Annotated in this window: 18 protein-coding genes; 13 read left to right on the top strand and 5 right to left on the bottom strand. The window is 71.9% G+C overall.

Annotated features, from left to right (window positions below):
* Nucleotides 1-422: 422 nt before the first annotated feature.
* A complete protein-coding gene (locus AXK61_RS05420) occupies nucleotides 423-1253 on the bottom strand; it encodes an HAD family hydrolase (RefSeq protein WP_068571326.1) in 831 nt (276 codons plus the stop codon).
* A 139-nt stretch (nucleotides 1254-1392) separates the two neighbouring features.
* Between AXK61_RS05420 and ssd the strand changes: the two genes are divergently transcribed.
* From ssd to AXK61_RS05375, 8 genes are all read left to right on the top strand, one after another.
* A complete protein-coding gene (ssd, locus tag AXK61_RS05415) occupies nucleotides 1393-2460 on the top strand; it encodes a septum site-determining protein Ssd (protein WP_068744188.1) in 1068 nt (355 codons plus the stop codon).
* On the top strand, nucleotides 2457-3638 hold the full coding sequence (locus tag AXK61_RS05410; protein ID WP_068571325.1) for a TadA family conjugal transfer-associated ATPase: 1182 nt from the start codon (nucleotides 2457-2459) through the stop codon (nucleotides 3636-3638). Before ssd ends, AXK61_RS05410 begins: the two co-directional genes overlap by 4 nt.
* Nucleotides 3635-4453 carry a type II secretion system F family protein gene (locus AXK61_RS05405; RefSeq protein ID WP_068744186.1) on the top strand — a complete coding sequence of 273 codons (819 nt, stop codon included), beginning with the start codon at nucleotides 3635-3637 and terminating at the stop codon, nucleotides 4451-4453. The genes AXK61_RS05410 and AXK61_RS05405 overlap by 4 nt, the downstream gene beginning before the upstream one ends.
* Entirely contained in the window at nucleotides 4450-5049 is a 600-nt protein-coding gene (locus tag AXK61_RS05400) for a type II secretion system F family protein (RefSeq protein WP_082777974.1), read from the top strand. Before AXK61_RS05405 ends, AXK61_RS05400 begins: the two co-directional genes overlap by 4 nt.
* 23 nt (nucleotides 5050-5072) lie before the next feature.
* Entirely contained in the window at nucleotides 5073-5267 is a 195-nt protein-coding gene (locus AXK61_RS05395) for a DUF4244 domain-containing protein (RefSeq protein WP_068571323.1), read from the top strand.
* A gap of 59 nt (nucleotides 5268-5326) precedes the next feature.
* Nucleotides 5327-5599, top strand: coding sequence for a TadE family type IV pilus minor pilin (locus tag AXK61_RS05390; RefSeq protein ID WP_231855440.1), 273 nt, complete (start codon nucleotides 5327-5329; stop codon nucleotides 5597-5599).
* Nucleotides 5596-5970: an Rv3654c family TadE-like protein gene (locus AXK61_RS05385; RefSeq protein WP_231855439.1), complete on the top strand. Its 375-nt coding sequence runs from the start codon at nucleotides 5596-5598 to the stop codon at nucleotides 5968-5970. Before AXK61_RS05390 ends, AXK61_RS05385 begins: the two co-directional genes overlap by 4 nt.
* Before the next feature lie 807 nt (nucleotides 5971-6777).
* Nucleotides 6778-7107 carry a TfoX/Sxy family protein gene (locus AXK61_RS05375; protein ID WP_068744182.1) on the top strand — a complete coding sequence of 110 codons (330 nt, stop codon included), beginning with the start codon at nucleotides 6778-6780 and terminating at the stop codon, nucleotides 7105-7107.
* Nucleotides 7108-7111: 4 nt separating this feature from the next.
* On the opposite strand, the gene AXK61_RS05370 is transcribed toward AXK61_RS05375, so the two are convergent.
* On the bottom strand, nucleotides 7112-7348 hold the full coding sequence (locus AXK61_RS05370; RefSeq protein ID WP_068571320.1) for a hypothetical protein: 237 nt from the start codon (nucleotides 7346-7348) through the stop codon (nucleotides 7112-7114).
* A complete protein-coding gene (locus tag AXK61_RS05365; protein WP_068744180.1) occupies nucleotides 7338-9656 on the bottom strand; it encodes a DEAD/DEAH box helicase in 2319 nt (772 codons plus the stop codon). Before AXK61_RS05365 ends, AXK61_RS05370 begins: the two co-directional genes overlap by 11 nt.
* Before the next feature lie 367 nt (nucleotides 9657-10023).
* On the opposite strand from AXK61_RS05365, the gene AXK61_RS05360 reads away from it, so the two are divergent.
* Nucleotides 10024-10227 carry a cold-shock protein gene (locus AXK61_RS05360; RefSeq protein ID WP_068523077.1) on the top strand — a complete coding sequence of 68 codons (204 nt, stop codon included), beginning with the start codon at nucleotides 10024-10026 and terminating at the stop codon, nucleotides 10225-10227.
* 132 nt (nucleotides 10228-10359) lie between these two features.
* Nucleotides 10360-10938 carry a hypothetical protein gene (locus AXK61_RS05355; RefSeq protein WP_068571318.1) on the top strand — a complete coding sequence of 193 codons (579 nt, stop codon included), beginning with the start codon at nucleotides 10360-10362 and terminating at the stop codon, nucleotides 10936-10938.
* On the opposite strand, the gene AXK61_RS05350 is transcribed toward AXK61_RS05355, so the two are convergent.
* A complete protein-coding gene (locus tag AXK61_RS05350; RefSeq protein WP_068571317.1) occupies nucleotides 10929-11894 on the bottom strand; it encodes a hypothetical protein in 966 nt (321 codons plus the stop codon). The genes AXK61_RS05355 and AXK61_RS05350 overlap by 10 nt on opposite strands.
* 50 nt (nucleotides 11895-11944) lie before the next feature.
* Here AXK61_RS05350 and AXK61_RS05345 point away from each other — a divergent pair, with 50 nt between their 5' ends.
* Nucleotides 11945-12412, top strand: coding sequence for a MarR family winged helix-turn-helix transcriptional regulator (locus AXK61_RS05345; RefSeq protein ID WP_068571316.1), 468 nt, complete (start codon nucleotides 11945-11947; stop codon nucleotides 12410-12412).
* Between the two features lie 154 nt (nucleotides 12413-12566).
* Nucleotides 12567-15503, top strand: coding sequence for a type I DNA topoisomerase (gene topA, locus AXK61_RS05340; protein ID WP_068744176.1), 2937 nt, complete (start codon nucleotides 12567-12569; stop codon nucleotides 15501-15503).
* 585 nt (nucleotides 15504-16088) lie between these two features.
* Here topA and AXK61_RS05335 read toward each other — a convergent pair.
* Complete coding sequence (locus AXK61_RS05335; protein ID WP_068571314.1) at nucleotides 16089-17618, bottom strand: adenylate/guanylate cyclase domain-containing protein; 1530 nt, start codon at nucleotides 17616-17618, stop codon at nucleotides 16089-16091.
* Nucleotides 17619-17681: 63 nt separating this feature from the next.
* Here AXK61_RS05335 and AXK61_RS05330 point away from each other — a divergent pair, with 63 nt between their 5' ends.
* Nucleotides 17682-18902 (top strand): DNA polymerase III subunit delta', encoded by a 1221-nt coding sequence (locus AXK61_RS05330; protein ID WP_068571313.1) that lies wholly within the window; start codon nucleotides 17682-17684, stop codon nucleotides 18900-18902.
* The last annotated feature ends 5 nt before the right edge of the window (nucleotides 18903-18907 follow it).

Below are 18907 nucleotides of genomic sequence, written 5' to 3'. Positions count from 1 at the left end.
CTACCCCGGACATGCGCAACGGCGACCCGGCCTGAGCTCCAGGTGCGCACCTGGCGGTGTGTCCTGAAGAACGGGTCCGAATCGCCGTTCGCTAGCACGGATCCCGGTTACCAAGCGTGCGTGAGGGTGGGCTGTATTACGGCCTCGGCGTAGCCGGAGAGAGGTCCACTATCCGCAGACCTTGTGCTGACCACTGATTTCTCCGGTGACGCAGGCCGACAGCGCTTTCCGCCATAGGTGGCGAGCTCCGCGTGGGTGCCTGGTGTCCGTGCTGGGAGCCTTGACGCTCAGGGACCCTCGACCTTCTCTTCCGGTGAGGATCTGGCTTTGCGCCGCTCCGTGATTCATTTCTACCCTGTGATCGCCGTCACAGCAAGGGGTGAGCGAGAATTTTCCCCGATGATGCGGGTCGCGATCCGTCGTCAGCTCTTCTTCCGGTGCAGCGCAAGGTAAGTCGCGAACCCCACACCTGCGGTGATCATGCCGAGGCCCGCCGTCGCGAGGACGGAGTTCCGCGAGGGGGTCGGGATCCGGTCCCGGAGCGGGGCGGGGTTCGAGAAGGACACGACGGGCCAACCGCGCTCGGACGACTCTTTGCGCAGGCCGCGGTCGGGGTTCACGGCGGTCGGGTGGCCGACGGCCGCGAGCATCGGGACATCGGTGATCGAGTCCGAGTATGCGAAGCACTGCGAGAGGTCGTATCCGTGTTCGGCGGCGAGCGCCTCCATCGCGACCACCTTGTTCTCGCCGTAGCAGTAGAACTCCACCTCGCCGGCGTACTTGCCGTCCTCGACCTTCATCTTCGAGGCGACGGCGTAGTCGGCTCCCAGCATCTCGGCGATCGGGGCGACCATCTCCTCGCCCGAGGCCGACACGATCACCACGTCGTGCCCGCGGGCGTGGTGGCCGGCGATCAGCTCGGACGCCTCCGCGAACACCAGCGGATTGACGACATCGTGCAGGGCCTCGCGCACGATGGACTTGACCTGCTCGACGTTCCAGCCCTCGCACATCTGCGTGAGGTGGTCCCGCATGCGCTCCATCTGGTCGTGATCGGCCGCCGTCAGCATCATGAGGAACTGCGCGTAGCTCGACTTGAGCACGGCGCGGCGGTTGAGGAGGCCCTCGTCGAAGAAGGGGCGCGAGAACGCCAGCGCGGACGATTTCGCGATGATCGTCTTGTCCAGGTCGAAGAAGGCGGCGACCCGGCGCACCGGGGCCTCGTCGGGCGCGGTTGGGCTCACGCGGAACACACTACCGCTGCCACATCGATCCGTACCCCGCAAGAGCGGACCCCGGATTCCTCCACAGGTTTCTGCAATGACGCGATTCCTCCACAGGCCGGGTCCGGACGCAGGGGGATCGGGCCGGTCCGAGGGCGATGCTGGGCCCATGCGAGGGATCGAGATCGGCATGGCGGTGGCCGACGGTGCGCTGGCGGACGACGTGCGTCGCGCGGCGGCGGCGGCGGCGCGCACGGTGACGGACATCGACCGGGGGCGGCCGCGCGCCGGGTGGGCGTCGGCCGCGGGCATGGTCCTGGACCTGGGCGCCGCCACGGCGATGGCCGAGGCCGCCCGCGCCGGCGGCCTGCCCCGTCGCGAGGGCGTCGCGATCGTCGCCGCCCAGGCCGGGCTGGCCGAGCTCGCGGCCGCGGTCGAGGTGGGCGCCGCGCAGGTCTTCGTCCTCCCCGGGCAGGTTCGGGACCTCGCCCGGTTCCTCGCCGCCCGCGAGCCGGACGACGGTGAGCGGTCCAGGGTCGTGGCCGTCGTCGGCGGGCACGGCGGCGCGGGCGCCTCGGTGCTGGCCGCTGCGGTCGCGGTCGCGGCACCGGGCCGGGGCGTGACGGCACTGGCCGTCGACGCGGATCCGTGGGGCGGCGGCCTGGATCTGCTGCTGGGCTGCGCGGACCTGCCGGGCCTGCGCTGGGGCGATCTGGCGCTGCGGGGCGGGCACGTCCCGTCCGAGGCGCTCGTGGCGGCGTTGCCGGGCCGAGCCGGCGCCGTCGCGGTGCTGTCCGCCGGCGGTGTCGGCGTCCCCGAGATCCCCGTCGAGGGCCTGCTCGCGGTCATCGACGCGGGGCGCCGCAGCGTCGGGGTCACCGTCGTCGATCTACCGCGCCGCGACGACCCGGCCACCTCGGCGTGCCTGGAGGTCGCCGACGTCGTGGTCGTGGTGGTCGGCGCCACCGTCCGCGGCTGCGCTGCGGGCCGGGCGGTGGCCGGCGGGCTGGCGGACAGGGCCCGATCGGTGGGCCTGGTGGTCCGCGGACCGTCACCGGGCGGGCTGTCGGCGCGCGACGTGGAGCGGGCGGTCGGTCTCCCGCTCCTGGCCTCGATGCGCCCGCAGCCACGTCTCGACGAGCAGCTCGACGGTGCCGGGCTGCGCCTGCGCAAGGGGACGCCCCTCGCGGTCGCGGCCGGGCGCGTGCTCGACGGCGTGCGGCGAGGTGCGGCGTGACCTCGCCGGATCCGGACCTGCTCGCCCGGGTGAGGGAGCGGCTGGCCCACACCGCCACCGCGCTCACACCCGATGTCATGGCCGCCGCGTTGCGCGCCGAATGCGGCGGCGTCCTCGGCGACACCGACCTGCTCGACGGTCTCGCCCATCTCGAGACGGAGCTCGTCGGCGCCGGCCGGCTCGAGCCGCTGCTCGCGGACCCGGCGGTGGCGGACGTCCTCGTCGTGGGCCCGCGGCGGGTGTGGGTCGACCGGGGTGCGGGGCTCGAGCTCACGGACGTCGTCTTCGAGGACGACGATGCCGTCCGCCGCCTCGCGGCCAGGCTCGCGCTCACCGCGGGCCGGCGCCTCGACGACGCCCAGCCGTGGGTCGACGGGCACCTGCCCGCGGGTCCGGGCGGCCGGGCGGGCAGCGGGATCCGGCTGCACGCCGTCCTCCCGCCGCTGGCGCACGGCGGCACGTGCATCTCGCTCCGCGTGCTGCGGCCGGCCACCCAGACGCTCGATACGTTGATCGACGGCGGCGCGGTGCCTGCGGACGTGGCGGAGCTGGTGCGCCGGGTGGTGGCAGCGCGGCTCGCGTTCCTCGTGGTGGGCGGCACCGGCTCCGGCAAGACCACGCTGCTCAACGGGCTGCTCGGTGCGGTGCATCCGGACGAGCGGGTGCTGTGCGTCGAGGACGCGCACGAGCTCGATCCGGTGCACCCCCACGTGGTCTCGCTGCTGGCGCGCGGGGCCAATGTCGAGGGCGTCGGCGAGGTGACTGTCCGCGACCTGGTGCGGCAGGCCCTGCGGATGCGGCCGGACCGGATCGTGGTCGGCGAGGTGCGCGGCGCCGAGGTCGTCGACCTCCTCACGGCGCTCAACACCGGCCACGACGGTGGCGCGGGCACCGTCCACGCCAACTCCCCGCGGGAGGTCCCGGCGCGGCTCGAGGCGCTCGCCGCGCTCGGCGGGCTCGGCCGGGAGGCACTGCACGCACAGCTGGCGGCGGCCTTCCAGATCGTCTTCTCGGTGCACCGCTGGCCGTCGGGCCGGCGCGGGCTGCGCAGCATCGGCGTGGTCGAGCGCGGCGGATCCGGCTACGTGCGGGTCCTGCCCGTCTGGGAGCGCGACGGCGGCTTCACGGCGTCCGCTGACCGGGTGTCCGCGCTGCTCGCGGAACGGGGTGCGTCGTGACGGCCGTGGTCCTGATGCTCCTCGCCGCCGCGCTGCTGGCGTGGCCGGGCGGGCTCGGTGCGGCCAGGCTCCGCGCGATGAACGCACCGGGCAAGCCGCACCGGGTGATGCGGTGGGGCTGGCTCGCCGTCGCCGTTCCCGTCGGCGCGCTGGCCGTCGGACCGGGGCAGGCCCTCGCCCCGGCGCTGGCCGCGGGCACGGCCCGGGAACTGTGGGCACGCTCCCGCGCACGGAACGAGGCCGCCGCGCGGCTCTCGGCGGTCCTCGCGGGCGTGGACGCGATGGTCGCGGAGCTGTCCGTCGGCGCGCACCCGGCTGCGGCGTGCGGCACGGCGGGACGGGACGCGGACGATCCGCACGTACGCGCGGTCTTCGCCGAGATGGCGGGGCGGGCGGAACTGGGTGGCGACGTGGCGGCGGGCCTCCGGGCGCACGCCGCCGAGAGCGCGGCCTGGACACGCATCGCGGCCGCGTGGGAGACGGGGACCAGGCACGGCATCGGCATGGGTGAGCTGCTCGCGTCCGTGCGCGAGGACCTGCGCTCCCGCGAAAGATACCTCGGGCGTGCGCATTCCGCCCTCGCCGGAGCTCGCGCCACCGCGCAGGTGCTCGCGGCGCTCCCGGTCCTGGGCGTCCTGATGGGGCAGCTCATCGACGCCGACCCCGTCGGCACCCTGCTCGGTACCGGTGCGGGCGGGGTACTGCTCGTCGTCGGGACGTGCCTGACCTGCGCAGGGCTGCTCTGGTCCCGCGCGATCGCCGACGGTGCCGCCGGCGCACCGTCGGGCAGTCGGTCGTCGGGGGACGGCTCGTGAGCGGGCACGGGCCGCTCGCGGCGGCCCTGATCATGCTCGCGGCCGCAGTCCTCGTACTCCCCCTGGCGGCGCGGGCGCGGCTGGCGGCGGACGCCCCGGGCGGCGCGGAGCGGCTCCGCCCCCGGATCCCGCGCCGTGCCCCGAAACCGGACCCGTTCGACGCCGCAGCGGCGTACGACCTGTTCGCGGTGTGCCTGCGCGCGGGCATGCCGACGGCGGACGCGGCACGGGCGGTGGCCGGGGAGGCGCCGGCGGCGCTGGCGGAGGTGTTGAACCGGGCGGCGGAGCTGCTCGCACTCGGATCCGACGCCGAAACCGCCTGGCGCACCGACTCGGCGGACCCGCAAGTGGTCGCGCTGACGCGGATGCTGCGACGGTCCGCGCGGGCCGGGTCGCCGCCCGCGGTCGGGTTGGCGGACCTGGCGCGCACGGAGCGGGCGCAGGCGGAGGACCGAGCCGTGGCGGCGGGGGAGCGCGCCGGGGTCGCGGTGGCGGGGCCGCTCGGCCTGTGCTTCCTGCCGGCCTTCGTGTGCCTCGGCATTGTGCCGGTGGTGATGGGACTCGCGGGCAAGGTGCTCGGGGAGGGGCTGCTGTAGCGGCCCGACGGAAGGGGGATGGAATGTGGATTCGATTGCGGTGCAGGATGACCGAGCTCATGCTGGAGGACGAGGGGATGAGCACCGTCGAATATGCAATAGGCACTATTGCTGCCGCGGCGTTCGGCGCGGTGCTCTACGGGGTCGTCACCGGCGACAACATCATCAGCGGTCTGACCTCGATCATCGGCAAGGCGCTGGGCACCTCCACCGGCTAGCGGGCGATGCGGGCGCGGTCACGGTCGAGGCCGCGTTCGCCGTCGCCAGCCTGATCACGGTGCTGGTGCTCAGCGTCGGTGCGGTCGTGGGTGTCACCGCGCACGTCCGGTGCGTCGACGCGGCGCGGGAGGCGGCTCGACTCGCCGCCCGGGGTGACGACGGTCGAGCGTCCCGTGCGGTCGCCGAGGTCGGGCCGCCCGGCGCGTCGTCGACGGTGAGCCGCGAGGGCGAGACCGTCACGGTGCGGGTCAGGGCCCCGGTGGCGCTGCTCCCAGGGCTGACGGTGTCCGCCGTCGCGGTGGCGGCGGTCGAGCCCGGGACGGGGCCGTGACCTGCGCTCGGCCGCGGGCGGCGCCGTTGCGTGCGGGCGCGGAGGACGGGGTGGCGACGGTGCTGGCCGCGGTGATGGTCGCTGCGATCATCACCGTGGTCGTCATGGTGGTGGACGTCGGCGCCGCGGTGTCCGCGCGCCACCGAGCCCAGGCCGCCGCCGACCTCGCGGCGCTCGCCGGTGCGGCGAGCGCGATCGACGTCGACGCGGCGTGCGCCGCGGCGGACCGTCTGGCCCGGGCCAACGCGGGATCGCTGCGCGCCTGTTCCGTCGACGGCTTCGACGTGGTCGTGCGCGTGAGCGTCCCGGTCTCGCTGGCGGTCTTCGGGTCCGACGAGGCCGTCGCCGTCGCGCGTGCGGGGCCCGAGTGACCGAGGCGTTCGCGGTACCGGAACTCACGGCCCGCCAGCTCACCTCGGTGCTGAGGTGGCAAGGGACGGACCGCTTCTACCAGGAGGTGCAGAGGATCGCACGTGGTGGAACAGGCTCGGCCGAAGCGGCGACCGTCGCGATCGACCTGGCCAGTGCGATCGAACGATCGCGCGTTCTTCGCGACGTGACGGTGTGGCGCGGGATTCGGAGTGTGGAGCGCGCGCTCGGCGACTCGTACGACAAGCCCACATCGGCCGGTCCTCGCGACTTCCGACTCGACGGGTTCACTGCTTCCTCGTTGAATCGCGACATCGCTGTCAGCGAGTTCGCCGCCCCACCCGGAGCCGGTGGCCCGGTCGTGATCCGCCTCGAACTGCCACGGGGTACTCGAGGTTCTGGGTGGGCGGTATCGGGCTCACCGACCTGGGATACCAGGAGGAGGTGCTGCTCCTCGATCCGGTTGTACGCTTGTGGAGGGTGGATCGGCCCGGCGCCGTCCCGCTCCTGCACGGGAGGGTGGTGGGTTAGATGTCGAGATTCTCCGATGACCTGTCCGCGGCGCCGGCGGCCTCGGCGCCGAGAATCTTCAGTGTCCCCCAGCTGCGCATGCATCTCGGCGTCAGTGACCTGCCGAACGAACAGCAGAAGATCGCCGTCGCGAGGTGGCTGGAAGTCAATGGTGCCTCCGATGTGCTCCGTCGGAGCATTCTCGCGGAGGGATGGAGCGATCTGCTTCACCTCCCCGCCTGAGCTGCGTCGAGCACAGACGTGCTGCGCGGCACCGTCGACCGGCGCACACTGAGACGATGGCGTACGACGAGGGGCTCGCGGACAGGATCCGCGACGCGATCGACGGTGAACCCGGGGTCACCGAGAAGCGGATGTTCGGCGGGCTGGCGTTCCTCGTCGACGGGCACATGGCGATCGCGGCGAACAGTCACGGTGAGGCGATGGTCCACCTGCACCCGGAGGCCACGGATGGATTGATCGGGCCGCACGTGCGGGCCACCGTCATGCGCGGCCGCGAGATGCGCGGCTGGCTCGACCTCAGCGCGGAGGCGACGGCCTCGGACGTCGAGCTCGCGGAATGGGTGCGGCGCACCGTCGACTACGCGCGGTCACTGCCGCCGAAGTAGCGGTTCACTCCCCGGCGTCGAAGGCGTCGGGGTAGTCGTTGTCGACGATGGACCGCAGGTACTCCCGATGCCTGCGCAGGAAGTCGTCGGCGGTCTGGTTCACGATGAGCCAGCCGCCTTCATCGCGGGTGGCGAGGTTCTCGAGGAGCCTGCCCAGCCGGCGGCGCGACTCCTCCGGCATCGACATCACGAACTCGGCGTACCGGTCGATCCGGGGTGGCTCCGGCAGCTCACTCTCCACGGGCCACCGCCGCGAGCACGAGGTCGAGGACGATGACCGCGCCCTCCTTGTCGAGCGGGTCGTTCCCGTTGCCGCACTTGGGCGACTGGACGCACGAGGGGCAGCCGGACGGGCACTCGCAGGCGGCTACGGCGTCGCGCGTGGCGACCAGCCACGTGGCGATCGACTCGTAGCCGCGCTCGGCGAAACCGGCGCCGCCGGGGTAGCCGTCGTAGACGAAGATCGACGGCAGGCCGGTGTCCTCGTGCAGCGCGGTCGACAGGCCGCCGATGTCCCAGCGATCGCACGACGCCACCAGCGGCAACAGGCCGATCGCGGCGTGCTCGGCGGCGTGCAGCGCCCCCGGCCAGCGCTCCGGGACCAGGCCGGCGCCCTCGAGCACCTCCGGCGACAGCGTGAGCAGCGCCGCGCGCGTCGCCAGCGTGGTCTCCGGGAGGTCCAGCGGGGCGGCGTCGAGTACCTCGCCGCTGCGCAGCGTGCGCAGGTAGCCGACCACCCGGCTGGTGACCTCCACGGAGACGAACCGTACGGCCACCTCTCCCAGTACCTCCGTCGCGTGGACGGCGGTGACGTGCACGTCCAGATCCTCGCGCGCGGAGGTGGTCCAGTCGGGCTCCTCCGCGTGGACCAGCGCGAGGCCCTCGTCGAGGTCCAGCTCGTCGACCACGTAGGACTCGCCCTGGTGCACGTGCACCGCGCCCTCGTGCACCGTCGACAGCGCACGGGTGAAGTCGACGGTGCCCAACAACCGGCCCGAGGCCTCCTCGACGATGAGGATCTCGCTGCCCGCGCCGCCCCGGATGTTCACGCCCGCATGGGGATCGATGCCCGCGGCCAGGAAGTAGCCGGCCGGACGCTCGCGGAGCAGCCCGTCGGCGACGAGTCGCCCGACCACGTCCACCGCGCCCAGCGATACCACTTCCGGTCGGGTCAACGGGATCTCGCTCGCGGCGCAGAGCAGCTGCGGCCCCAGGACGTAGGGGTTCCACGGGTCCGTGATGGTGGCCTCGACCGGCTTGCCGAGCAGCGACTCCGGGTGGTGCACGAGGTAGGTGTCCAGCGGGTCGTCGCGGGCGATGAGCAGGATCAGCGAGCCCTGCCCGCGTCGCCCGCTGCGCCCCGCCTGCTGCCAGAACGAGGCGACGGTGCCGGGGAAGCCCGCCATCAGCACGGCGTCCAGGCCCGCGATGTCCACGCCCAGCTCCAGGGCGTTCGTGGTGGCGACGCCCAGCAGCGCACCGTCGTTCAGCCCCCGCTCCAGGGCACGCCGGTCGTCGGCGAGGTACCCCGCCCGGTAGGCGGCGATCCGCTCGGCCAGTTCCGGGGTGGCCTCCGCGAGCATCCGCCGGGCCGAGAGCGCGACGGTCTCGGCGGACCGTCGGGACCGGACGAACGCGAGGGTGCGCGCACCCTCGACCACCAGGTCGGCGAGCATCCGCGCCGCCTCGGTCGTCGCGGGGCGGCGCACCGGCGCGCCGTTCTCGCCCTCCAGGTCGGGCAGGAGCGGGGGCTCCCACAGCACGACGGTGCGCGGTCCGTGCGGTGACGAATCCTCGGTCACGGCAACGCAGTCGGCGCCGATCAGCCGGGACGCCGCGCCGCCGGGATCGGACGTGGTGGCGGACGCGCAGATCACCGTCGGCGTGGCGCCGTACTTCGCCGCCACCCGCAACAGGCGCCGCAGCACCAGCGCTGTGTGCGAGCCGAACACCCCGCGGTAATGGTGACACTCGTCCACCACGACGTAGCGCAGACCGCGCAGGAATCGCGCCCACTTCGCATGCCGCGGAAGCAGTCCCACGTGCACCATGTCCGGGTTCGTGAACACCCAGCGGCTGTCCGAGCGCGCCCAGCGGCGCATCTCCTGCGAGGTGTCACCGTCGTACATGGCGGGCGAGGCGTCGTGCGGGCCGTAGTCCGTGGTGAGCCGGACCGCCGCGCGGTGCTGGTCGGTGCCGAGCGCCTTCGTGGGCGAGAGGTACAGCACCGTCGCGCGCGGATCGTCGGCGAGCGCTGCGAGCACCGGCAGCTGGTAGGCGAGCGATTTGCCCGATGCGGTGCCCGTGGAGATCACGGTGTGGCGGCCTGCGTGCGCGTGTTCCGCCGCTTCGGCCTGATGTCGCCAGGGCCGCTGGACGCCCTCGTCGACGAGCCCGTCCCGCAGGCGGGGCGGAACCCATGAGGGCCAGTCGGCGAATTCCGCGCGCCGTGACGGGATGTCCGCGACATGAGTCAGGCTCTCGGCGCCGGGGCCTGCGCCGGCTTGGATCCTGGCCAGGAGCTCGCGCCCGAAGGTGTTGTGCTCCACCGTGTCAGACCTCGCTTCGAAACGTGCGCCCGCGGCCGCAGGAGGCGGTGACGGCGGGCTTCGTCCAGTCTAGCGGCGGCGCGAACAGGCGATCGGCGGGTGGGACGGAGGGTGAACATGAGGCGAATTCCCGCCGCCCGCTGTCGCTCGCCTGGAAATCGTGATTGACTGTATGCGGTCGCAGCTCCCGCCGGGGGTCCTAGAGGACCATCGGGGGATCGATGTTGCGGGCGTGGTACTGAAGGTTTTTGTGTGCGGTCTCCGCAAACGGCTCCAGAAAGTATGGCGGCCGGAACCGGCCAGGAGTCGCACCCCACTCGGGGAACGGTTCCTACACCGGTAGTTAGACAAGTTAGGAAACATCTCAATGGCACAGGGAACTGTGAAGTGGTTCAACGCGGAGAAGGGCTTCGGCTTCATCGCACCGGCCGACGGCTCGGATGACGTGTTCGTCCACTACTCGGAGATCCAGGGCAACGGCTTCCGTACCCTCGAGGAGAACCAGCTCGTGGAGTTCGAGGTCGGCCAGGGCACCAAGGGCCCGCAGGCCACCGGCGTCCGCGCCCTCTAAGAAACCCCGCACCACGCGATAAGCGTTTCTCGCAACGCCCCTCCGCTGTCACAGCGGAGGGGCGTTGTGCATTTCGGTCACGTTCTCGTGTCGACGGAGCTCTGCCGCACCACGGGGCTCTAGGCTCATCATGTGTCCCAACTGTCACTGTTCTCCGCGGAGCAGACCGAGCCGTCGCCGCGCGACCTGGCCGGTCTTCTGGCCGCGTCGGGGCAGATCGTGCAGCTGGGCGGTAGTGCCCGCGTGTCGGTGGTCGTCCCGGACCAGTGGCGCGCCGATGCCATCGCCGTGATGATCGACGAGGCGGGGCTGCGTGCCCAGCAGGGCGTCTCCGAGGAGGGGACGCCGCTGGTCCGGACCCTCGCGGCGCCCGAACTGCAGCCCATGTCGTTGGCCTGGACGCGCGGTGCGGCGAAGACGGCACCCCCGACCTGGGTGCCCGGACCGCGGGCCCTGCGTGCCTGGGCCCTGGCCGCGGGCGACGTCGACGGCGTGCACTACCTGCTCCACCTGGACCCGCACGCGCCCGAGAGCGCACCGGTCCTGGCCACCGCCCTGATGCGCGCCGGCGTCGCCCCGACCCTCGTGGGCACCCGCGGGACGAGACCCGCGCTGCGGGTCTCCGGGCACCGTCGGTTGTTGCGTCTGCGGGAGAGCATCGGCGACCCGCCGGCGCATCCCGATGCCGCTGCGCACTGGCCTCAGCCGTAGGTCGTGCGCTCGCGGCGGACGACCGCGTGGTGCAGGTGGACGACGATCGCGGTCTCCGCGGCGAGGTAGACGACCCCACTGACCAGGGCGAGGGCGTGGTCGGCCGGGCTGTGGCCCCACATCCGGATCGGTGCCGACCAGCCATAGGTCAGGAGCCCCGCCGCGATCACCGCCAGACGATGCCGGTCCGTCCACATCGGCGACGGTGCCCACAGGGCGAGAGTGATCACGGCCACGACGATGCCGACCGTCATCGTCACCAGTCCGGCCGCGGTCGCGAGACGCACGCCGCCCAGTAGTGCGGCGCCGCATGCGAGGAAGAGCCCGCAGACGATGCCGGGCCCGGGCGGACGCGCACCGTCGGGCGCGCGGCCCGGCAGGCGGAGGGCGAGGGCGACGAGCGCCACGGCGATCACGGCGGTACCGGCGAGGCGCGGCCACGGGGCGACGAAGTGCCCCCACGTGCGGTACGCCGTCGTCACGGTGACGACCGCTCCGACCAGGAGCAGCGCCGTGCACACGAGGATTCCTCGGCGGCGCAGCAGAGGCTGACGAGGCTCGGACATGCCGAGCTCGACTATCGCGATCGGCAGGCAGATGCTGAAGGCGACGTGGATCGCGAGGACGAAGACGGTCCACGTCGCGCCGATGCCGAGCCCCGGCAGGAAGCCGTGGTCAAGCAAGTGCGCGTCGGCGTAGCCGGGGTTGAACAGCGACTGTCCGAGCAGGCCCTCGCCGATCAACGCCCAGGCGAGAGCGAGGAGGGCGATCGTCGGCCAGCCCCGGCCGCGTCGGCGCGCGACCTCCCGGATCAGGAGCGCGCCCGCGCCGTACCAGGGCGCGAGCACCACGATCAGCGGAAGCAGGACGACCGGGAAATCGCCCAGGAAGAACTCCCCGATCAGCGGGGAGAGGAAGTACAGAGCCAGCGCAGGACTCCTAAGAATCTTGGTCACTCTCATAACTTAGCAACTAAGAGAATTATCTGCTGAGATAACATCGAGTCATGTCGGAGCCGACGCCGGGTGAACTGCTGGGACGGGAGTTCATCACCGCCATCGTGATGTTCCACGAGGCCGTCGGCAGGTCGATGGGGCTGACGGCCGTGGAGCGTAAGACGCTGGACGTCCTTCGCCGCCTCGGCCCCGTCTCGGCGTCGCAGCTGGTCGAGCACACGGGCCTCACCTCCGGCGCGGTCACCGGCCTCGTCGACCGACTGGTGCGACGTGGGTTCGCGCTGCGCGAGCCGGACTCGCAGGACCGTCGGCGGATCGTGGTGAGCCTGGCATCCAACCCGGACCTCGATCGGCGGACTGCGGAGGTCTTCGGCCCCCTCGGAGTGGACATGGCCGCGATGCTCGACGAGCGGTTCACGCCGGAACAACAGGAGACGATCGCCGACTTCCAGCGCGCGACCACCGACGTTCTTAGGCGGCACACGGCGCGAGTGTCGGGACGCTCCGTCGCGGACTGACAGCGAGTATTCCGCGAGGCGTGCGACGGACCCTGTATATAAGGTGGGGCGAAAGGTGCGGCAGAATGCGTACCGGAGTGACCGCTGCGTTGTAGGTGACGTGAGGGGTCGTTGGTGGTGACGCAGGTGCCACCGGAACAGATCAGGAGGGTCCATGGCGGCACGCGGGAAGGCAGCAGGCGGCGACGGTCTGCAGCGTCTGGTCATCGTGGAGTCCCCGGCCAAGGGCAAGAAGATCGGCGATTTCCTGGGGCCGAACTACACGGTCCGGGCGTCGATGGGCCACATCCGTGACCTCCCGAGCCGGGACAATCCCCTCCCCGAGGCCGACCAGGGCAAGCCCTGGGCCCGCCTCGGCGTCGACGTCGACCACGACTTCGAGGCCCACTACGTCACCTCCGCGAGCAAGCGCTCCACCGTCTCCGAGCTGAAGTCCCTGCTCAAGCAGGCCGACGAGCTCTACCTCGCGACGGACGGTGACCGCGAGGGCGAGGCCATCGCGTGGCACCTGCAGGAGGTGCTCAAGCCGAAGGTCCCCGTCAAGCGGATGGTCTTCCACGAGATCACCCAGCAGGCGATCCTCGCCGCCGCGGACGAGCCGCGCGAGCTCGATATGAACCTCGTCGACGCGCAGGAGACCCGTCGCATCCTCGATCGCCTCTACGGCTACGAGGTCAGCCCCGTGCTGTGGCGCAAGGTCAACCAGGGCCTGTCCGCCGGCCGCGTGCAGTCCGTCGCGACGCGCATCATCGTCGACCGGGAGCGCGAGCGCATCGCCTTCCGCACCGCCGGGTACTGGGACATCGCCGCGCAGCTCGACGCCGGCGCCGAGGCGACGCCGCGCACCTTCGGCGCTCGTCTCGTCTCGATCGACGGCGACCGCGTCGCCACCGGCCGCGACTTCGACGCCACGGGACAGCTCCGCAAGCCGGCCGGGATCACGGTGCTCGACGGTGCCCGGGCGAACGCCCTGGTGGCGAGCCTGCAGGGCGCCAGCCTGACGGTGACCTCGGTCGAGGAGAAGCCCTACACGCGCAAGCCCTACGCGCCCTTCATGACCTCGACGCTGCAGCAGGAGGCGGGCCGCAAACTGCGGTTCACCACCGACCGCACGATGCAGATCGCGCAGCGCCTCTACGAGGGCGGCTACATCACCTACATGCGTACCGACTCGACCACGCTGTCCGAGACCGCGATCACCGCGGCCCGGGACCAGGCGCGGCAGCTGTACGGGCCCGAATTCGTGCATCCCACGCCGCGCCAGTACACGCGCAAGGTGAAGAACGCGCAGGAGGCGCACGAGGCGATCCGCCCCGCCGGCGAGACCTTCCAGACGCCGGGCGCGCTGGCGTCCGTGCTGAACTCGGACGAGTTCCGGCTCTACGAGCTGATCTGGCAGCGCACCGTCGCCTCGCAGATGGCCGATGTCAAGGGCACCACCCTGAGCCTGCGGATCGGCGGCACGGCATCGTCGGGTGAGAACTGCGAGTTCGCCGCGTCGGGCCGCACCATCACCTTCCCCGGCTTCCTCTCGGCTTACGTCGAGACCGTCGACGACCAGGCGGGCGGCGAGGCCGACGACGCCGAGTCGCGCCTGCCGCAGCTGGTCACCGGGCAGGCGATCACGGCCGCCGAGCTGACCGCCGCGGACCACGTGACCAGCCCGCCCGCGCGCTTCACCGAGGCCTCCCTGGTGAAGACGCTCGAGGAGCTGGGCATCGGCCGACCGTCGACCTACGCGTCGATCATCAAGACCATCCAGGACCGCGGCTACGTCGTGAAGAAGGGCAACGCCCTCGTCCCGCAGTGGGTGGCCTTCGCCGTGATCGGGCTGCTCGAGGGCCACTTCGGCGGCCTCGTCGACTACAACTTCACCGCCTCGATGGAGGACGATCTCGACGAGATCGCCGGCGGCCGCGAGGGTCGCGTCGACTGGCTCACCCGGTTCTACTTCGGCTCCGACGTGGTCGAGCCCAACGGTGCCGAGCGCGTCTCGCCCGGCCTGAAGAACCTCGTCGCCGAGAACCTCGACGCGATCGATGCCCGCGAGATCAACTCGATCCCGCTCTACACCGACACCGACGGCAACGTCGTCTACGTGCGAGTGGGTCGGTACGGCCCGTACCTCGAGCGCACCGTCGCGCCGGCCGACGGTGCCGGGGAACCGACGGTCCAGCGCGCCAACATCATGGCGTCCATGACGCCCGACGAGCTCACCGAGGAGGTCGCGGAGAAACTGTTCGCGACCCCGCAGGACGGCCGCCCGCTGGGCGTCGACCCGGCCACGGGGCACGAGATCGTCGCCAAGGAGGGCCGCTTCGGTCCGTACGTCACCGAGCTCCTGCCCGCGCCCGAGGACGAGCCCGCGGAGGCGGAGGATCTCGACGAGACGGGCGCCGCGAAGGCGAAGCCGAAGACGCGGAAGAAGAAGGTCGAGGGCCCGAAGCCGCGTACCGGCTCGCTGCTCAAGAGCATGGACATCGAGACCGTCACGCTCGAGGACGCGCTGCGACTGCTGTCGCTGCCCCGCGTCGTCGGCGTCGATCCCGAGTCCAAGGAGGAGATCACCGCCCAGAACGGCCGCTACGGGCCGTACCTGAAGAAGGGCACCGACTCCCGCTCGTTGGCCACCGAGGACCAGATGTTCACGGTGACCCTCGAGGAGGCGCTCAAGCTGTACGCGGAGCCCAAGCGACGGGGCCGGGGCGCGGCCGCTGCGCCGCCGCTGCGCGAGCTGGGCAACGACCCCGTGTCCGGCACCGCGATGGTCATCAAGGACGGCCGGTTCGGCCCGTACGTCACCGACGGCGAGACCAACGCGTCGCTCCGCAAGGGCGACGAGGTCGCGACGATCACCGACGAGCGCGCGTCCGAGCTGCTCGCGGACCGTCGCGCCCGCGGCCCGGTGAAGAAGAAGGCCACCAAGAAGGCCGCTGCCAAGAAGGCGCCGGCCAAGAAGGCGCCCGCGAAGAAGGCCGCTGCCAAGAAGGCGGCGGCGAAGAAGACCGTGGCCAAGAAGACGACGGCGGCGAAGAAGACCGTCGCGAAGAAGACCACGGCGCCGGCGGCGGCGTCGACCGACGCGAGCTGACCTGCTGGACCCCGGCGGGTCCGTCGGGCTTCAGTCTTCGACGGGCCGTCGGGGAGCGCAGGAAGGCGAGGCCGTTCAGAACGCCATGCGCCGCGCGTATGGCGCGGTTTCCGCAGGTCAATCCGGTTTTCAGTCGGGAGGGTATGCGCGCCGTGCATGGCGCTCATCTGCGGGCGTCCCTGTACGCGCGGTCGATCCCGGGGCGCACTACTGAAGATTCTGCGAAACCGCACCCCGGCGAACATCTTTCGAAGCTTTCTGCGATCGATTCAGTCCGATCTGTCGCAGAACGCTTCGAAAGATGTCGACTGCGACTCGGTCGCATGGTGACGCCCACACCGCCTGCCGAGCGGCACCGCCGAACGCCGTGGCGTCCCGACGCTTCTCTCGCATCCGCCACCGGCTCGGTGTGGTGCGGCATGCGTGGCACGCATGGCAAGAACGCGAAAAACAGTCTCTGAACTGGGTTTTTGTAGCCATGCGTCCGGCGCATGGGTGGTCAGGTGGACCACGCCCTGTGCCGCGCCCGCCCTCGCCCCGCCCTCCGCCTCGGCGGTCGAGCGCATCGGCGGCGCCCCGCGGCCCTCAGTCCTCCACGGGGCGCGCCAGTCGGGTGAGCTGGCCGCGCCCGCGCAGTTCGATGGCCTCGCCCAGCACCCACAGGGCCTGCTCAGCGGGCGTCGAGGCCTCCACGGCCCGGCCGGCGGCGAGCAGCGACGAGGGCTCCGACTTCGCGATCTCCGTGATCCGGGCGGCCTCGTTGACCGGGTCGCCGATCACGGTGTACTCGAACCTCGCCCGCGCACCGATGTGTCCGGCGACGACCTGACCGGCGGAGACGCCGATCCCGAAGCCCGTCCCACCGAGCACGTCGCTGAGCTGGAACCGCATCTCCCGCGCCGCGGCCAGCGCGGCTCCTGCGGCGTCCGGGTGCGGCAGCGGGGCGCCGAAGATCGCCAGCGCCGCGTCGCCCTGGAACTTGTTGACGAAGCCGCCGTGCAGGTCGACCAGGTCCACGACCACCTTGAAGAAGTCGTTGAGCAGGTCCACGACTGCCGCCGGCTCCTCGGTGACGGCGAGCTTCGTGGAGCCCACCAGGTCGACGAAGAGGACGCCCACCTCCTGGATCTCGCCGCCGAGGTGCGTGCCGTGCTCGAGTGCCTGTCGGGCGACGTCCTCGCCCACGTACCGGCCGAACATGTCGCGCATCCGCTGCCGCTCGGCGAGGTCGTGCACCATGTCGTTGAACCCGGCCTGCAGCAGGCCCAGCTCGCTGGAGTCGTAGATCTTCACCGACGCGGTGAAGTCGCCGCCCCGCACCTTGCGCTGAGCGCGGAACAGGTCGCTGATCGGGTCGCCGATCGACTTCGCCGCGCGCACGGTGCCGAGCAGGCCCGCGCCCAGGGCCACGACCGACAGCAACAGCACGGGATTGACGACGGTGCGCGCGTCCGGGTCGATCACGCCGGTCTCCTGGGAGACGACGACCATGATGATGCCGACGATCGGGGTCGCGGTGCCGAGCACCCAGCTCAGTAGGATCCGGGTGGTCACGGAGAGCCCCGCCGTACCCTGCGGCTCCTGCGCCAGCGCCGCGACGGTGATGGGCCGCAGCACCCGCTCCGTCTGCATGTAGCTCAGCGCGCAGGTGGTGATCGCACCCAGCAGCACCGTCATCGCGATGACGATGGGGATGCCGTGCGAGCTGGTGAAGTTGATGACGACGAAGATCGCGCCGCCCACCAGCCACAGCACGGCCTGCAGGAGCGCCATGCGCCCGGGGATCGCCAGCGCGCGGCGGGAGATCTCGGGGTCGTGGGGCGCGCTGCGGCGATGCCAGCGCAGCACCGGCAGCACGAGCTGCAGTCCGATCAGCATGCCCAGCAGGCTCGCGGCCACCAGGTAGGTGACGAACACCAGCAGGTTGACGCCGCTGATCTCCTGCAACTGCACGGACTGCTGAACGGGTAGCGCGAACCGCAGGAAACCGAACACGAACACCGCGCCCAGGATGTTCGACCGCAGGATGTCGAGCGCGAAGATCGGCCACGGCGTCTTGGCGAGCCACCGCGCCAGTCGCAGTGCGCGACTGAGTCTGCTCTTCGGTGCTGCCACCGCTCCAACTTAGCCTGCGCTGTGTGATCGGGGGAGGGCCAGCCGGATGGCTAAGCTGTGGGGGTGAGCTCAGTGTTCGATCGCCTGGTGGGGCAGGAAGCGGTGGTGGTCGGCCTCCGGGCCGCCGCGACGGCCGCGCGGGAGGTCGTCGCGAGCGGGGGCACGGTCGCGGACCTCGCCGGATCGGCCATGACGCACGCGTGGCTGTTCACCGGACCGCCCGGGTCCGGCCGGTCCGTCGCGGCGCGCGCGCTCGCGGCGGCGCTGCAGTGCGAGGACCCGGACGAGCCGGGCTGCGGACGCTGCCGCGCCTGCACGACGGTGCTGGCCGGGACCCATGCCGACGTCCGGTCCATCGCCCCGGACGGGCTGTCCATCGCCGTCAAGCAGATGCGGGAGGTGGTGGCCGACGCGTCGCGGCGGCCGTCCGTCGGGCACTGGCAGATCGTGCTCATCGAGGACGCCGATCGCCTCACGGAGCAGGCCGGCAACGCGCTGCTCAAGATGGTCGAGGAGCCGCCGGGGCAGACGATCGTGCTGCTCTGCGCGCCTACTGTCGACCCGGAGGACATCTCCGTCACCCTGAAGTCCCGCTGCCGGCACGTGCCGCTCGTCACACCCTCGGCGCCCGCGATCGCCGCGGTGCTCGAGCGCGACGGCATCGACGCCGATCGCGCCGCGTGGGCCGCCGGGGTGTCCGGCGGCCACGTCGGCCGGGCCAAACGCCTCGCGACGGACCCCGAGGCGCAGAAACAGCGCAAACAGGCGCTGGGGCTGGCCCGCGCCGCCACCTCGGAGGGCGTGTACGGGGTCGTCGAGCAGTTGCTCCGCGACGCGGAGAGCACCGCCAAGGAGATCAACGCCGATCTCAACGAGCGCGAGACCGAGGATCTGAAGACGGCCCTCGGCGCGGGCGGCAGCGGCCGCGGCACTGCGGGCGTCATGCGCGGCTCGGCGGGCCAGCTCAAGGACCTCGAGAAGCGGCAGAAGGCCCGCGGCACCCGTGCGGTGCGGGATGCGCTCGACCGCGCGCTCATAGACCTCGCGGCCCTGTTCCGCGATGCGCTGGTCCAGGGCACGGGCGCACAGGTCACCCTCATGCATCCCGACGAAGCCGAGCAGACCCGGCGGCTCGCCGGTTTCGCCCGCCCCGAGGGCCTACTGCGGTGCGTCGAGTCGATCCTCGAGTGCCGCGAGGCCATCGACCTCAACGTCAAGCCGGTCGTCGCGCTCGACGCGATGGCCGCCGGCGTCTCCTCGGCGCTGCGCGACCATCGCCGCTGAGCCGG

The sequence above is a fragment of the Tsukamurella pseudospumae genome (genome assembly GCF_001575205.1).
GTDB lineage: Bacteria > Actinomycetota > Actinomycetes > Mycobacteriales > Mycobacteriaceae > Tsukamurella > Tsukamurella pseudospumae.
This window is presented reverse-complemented; position numbering and strand designations above follow the sequence as displayed.

What these genes read in the sequence shown, in the direction of transcription:
- AXK61_RS05360 (WP_068523077.1), top strand. Translation starts at nt 10,024, where the DNA reads ATGGCACAGGGAACTGTGAAGTGGTTCAACGCGGAGAAGGGCTTCGGC.
- AXK61_RS05375 (WP_068744182.1), top strand. Translation starts at nt 6,778, where the DNA reads ATGGCGTACGACGAGGGGCTCGCGGACAGGATCCGCGACGCGATCGAC.
- AXK61_RS05345 (WP_068571316.1), top strand. Translation starts at nt 11,945, where the DNA reads ATGTCGGAGCCGACGCCGGGTGAACTGCTGGGACGGGAGTTCATCACC.
- AXK61_RS05395 (WP_068571323.1), top strand. Translation starts at nt 5,073, where the DNA reads ATGTGGATTCGATTGCGGTGCAGGATGACCGAGCTCATGCTGGAGGAC.
- topA (WP_068744176.1), top strand. Translation starts at nt 12,567, where the DNA reads ATGGCGGCACGCGGGAAGGCAGCAGGCGGCGACGGTCTGCAGCGTCTG.
- ssd (WP_068744188.1), top strand. Translation starts at nt 1,393, where the DNA reads ATGCGAGGGATCGAGATCGGCATGGCGGTGGCCGACGGTGCGCTGGCG.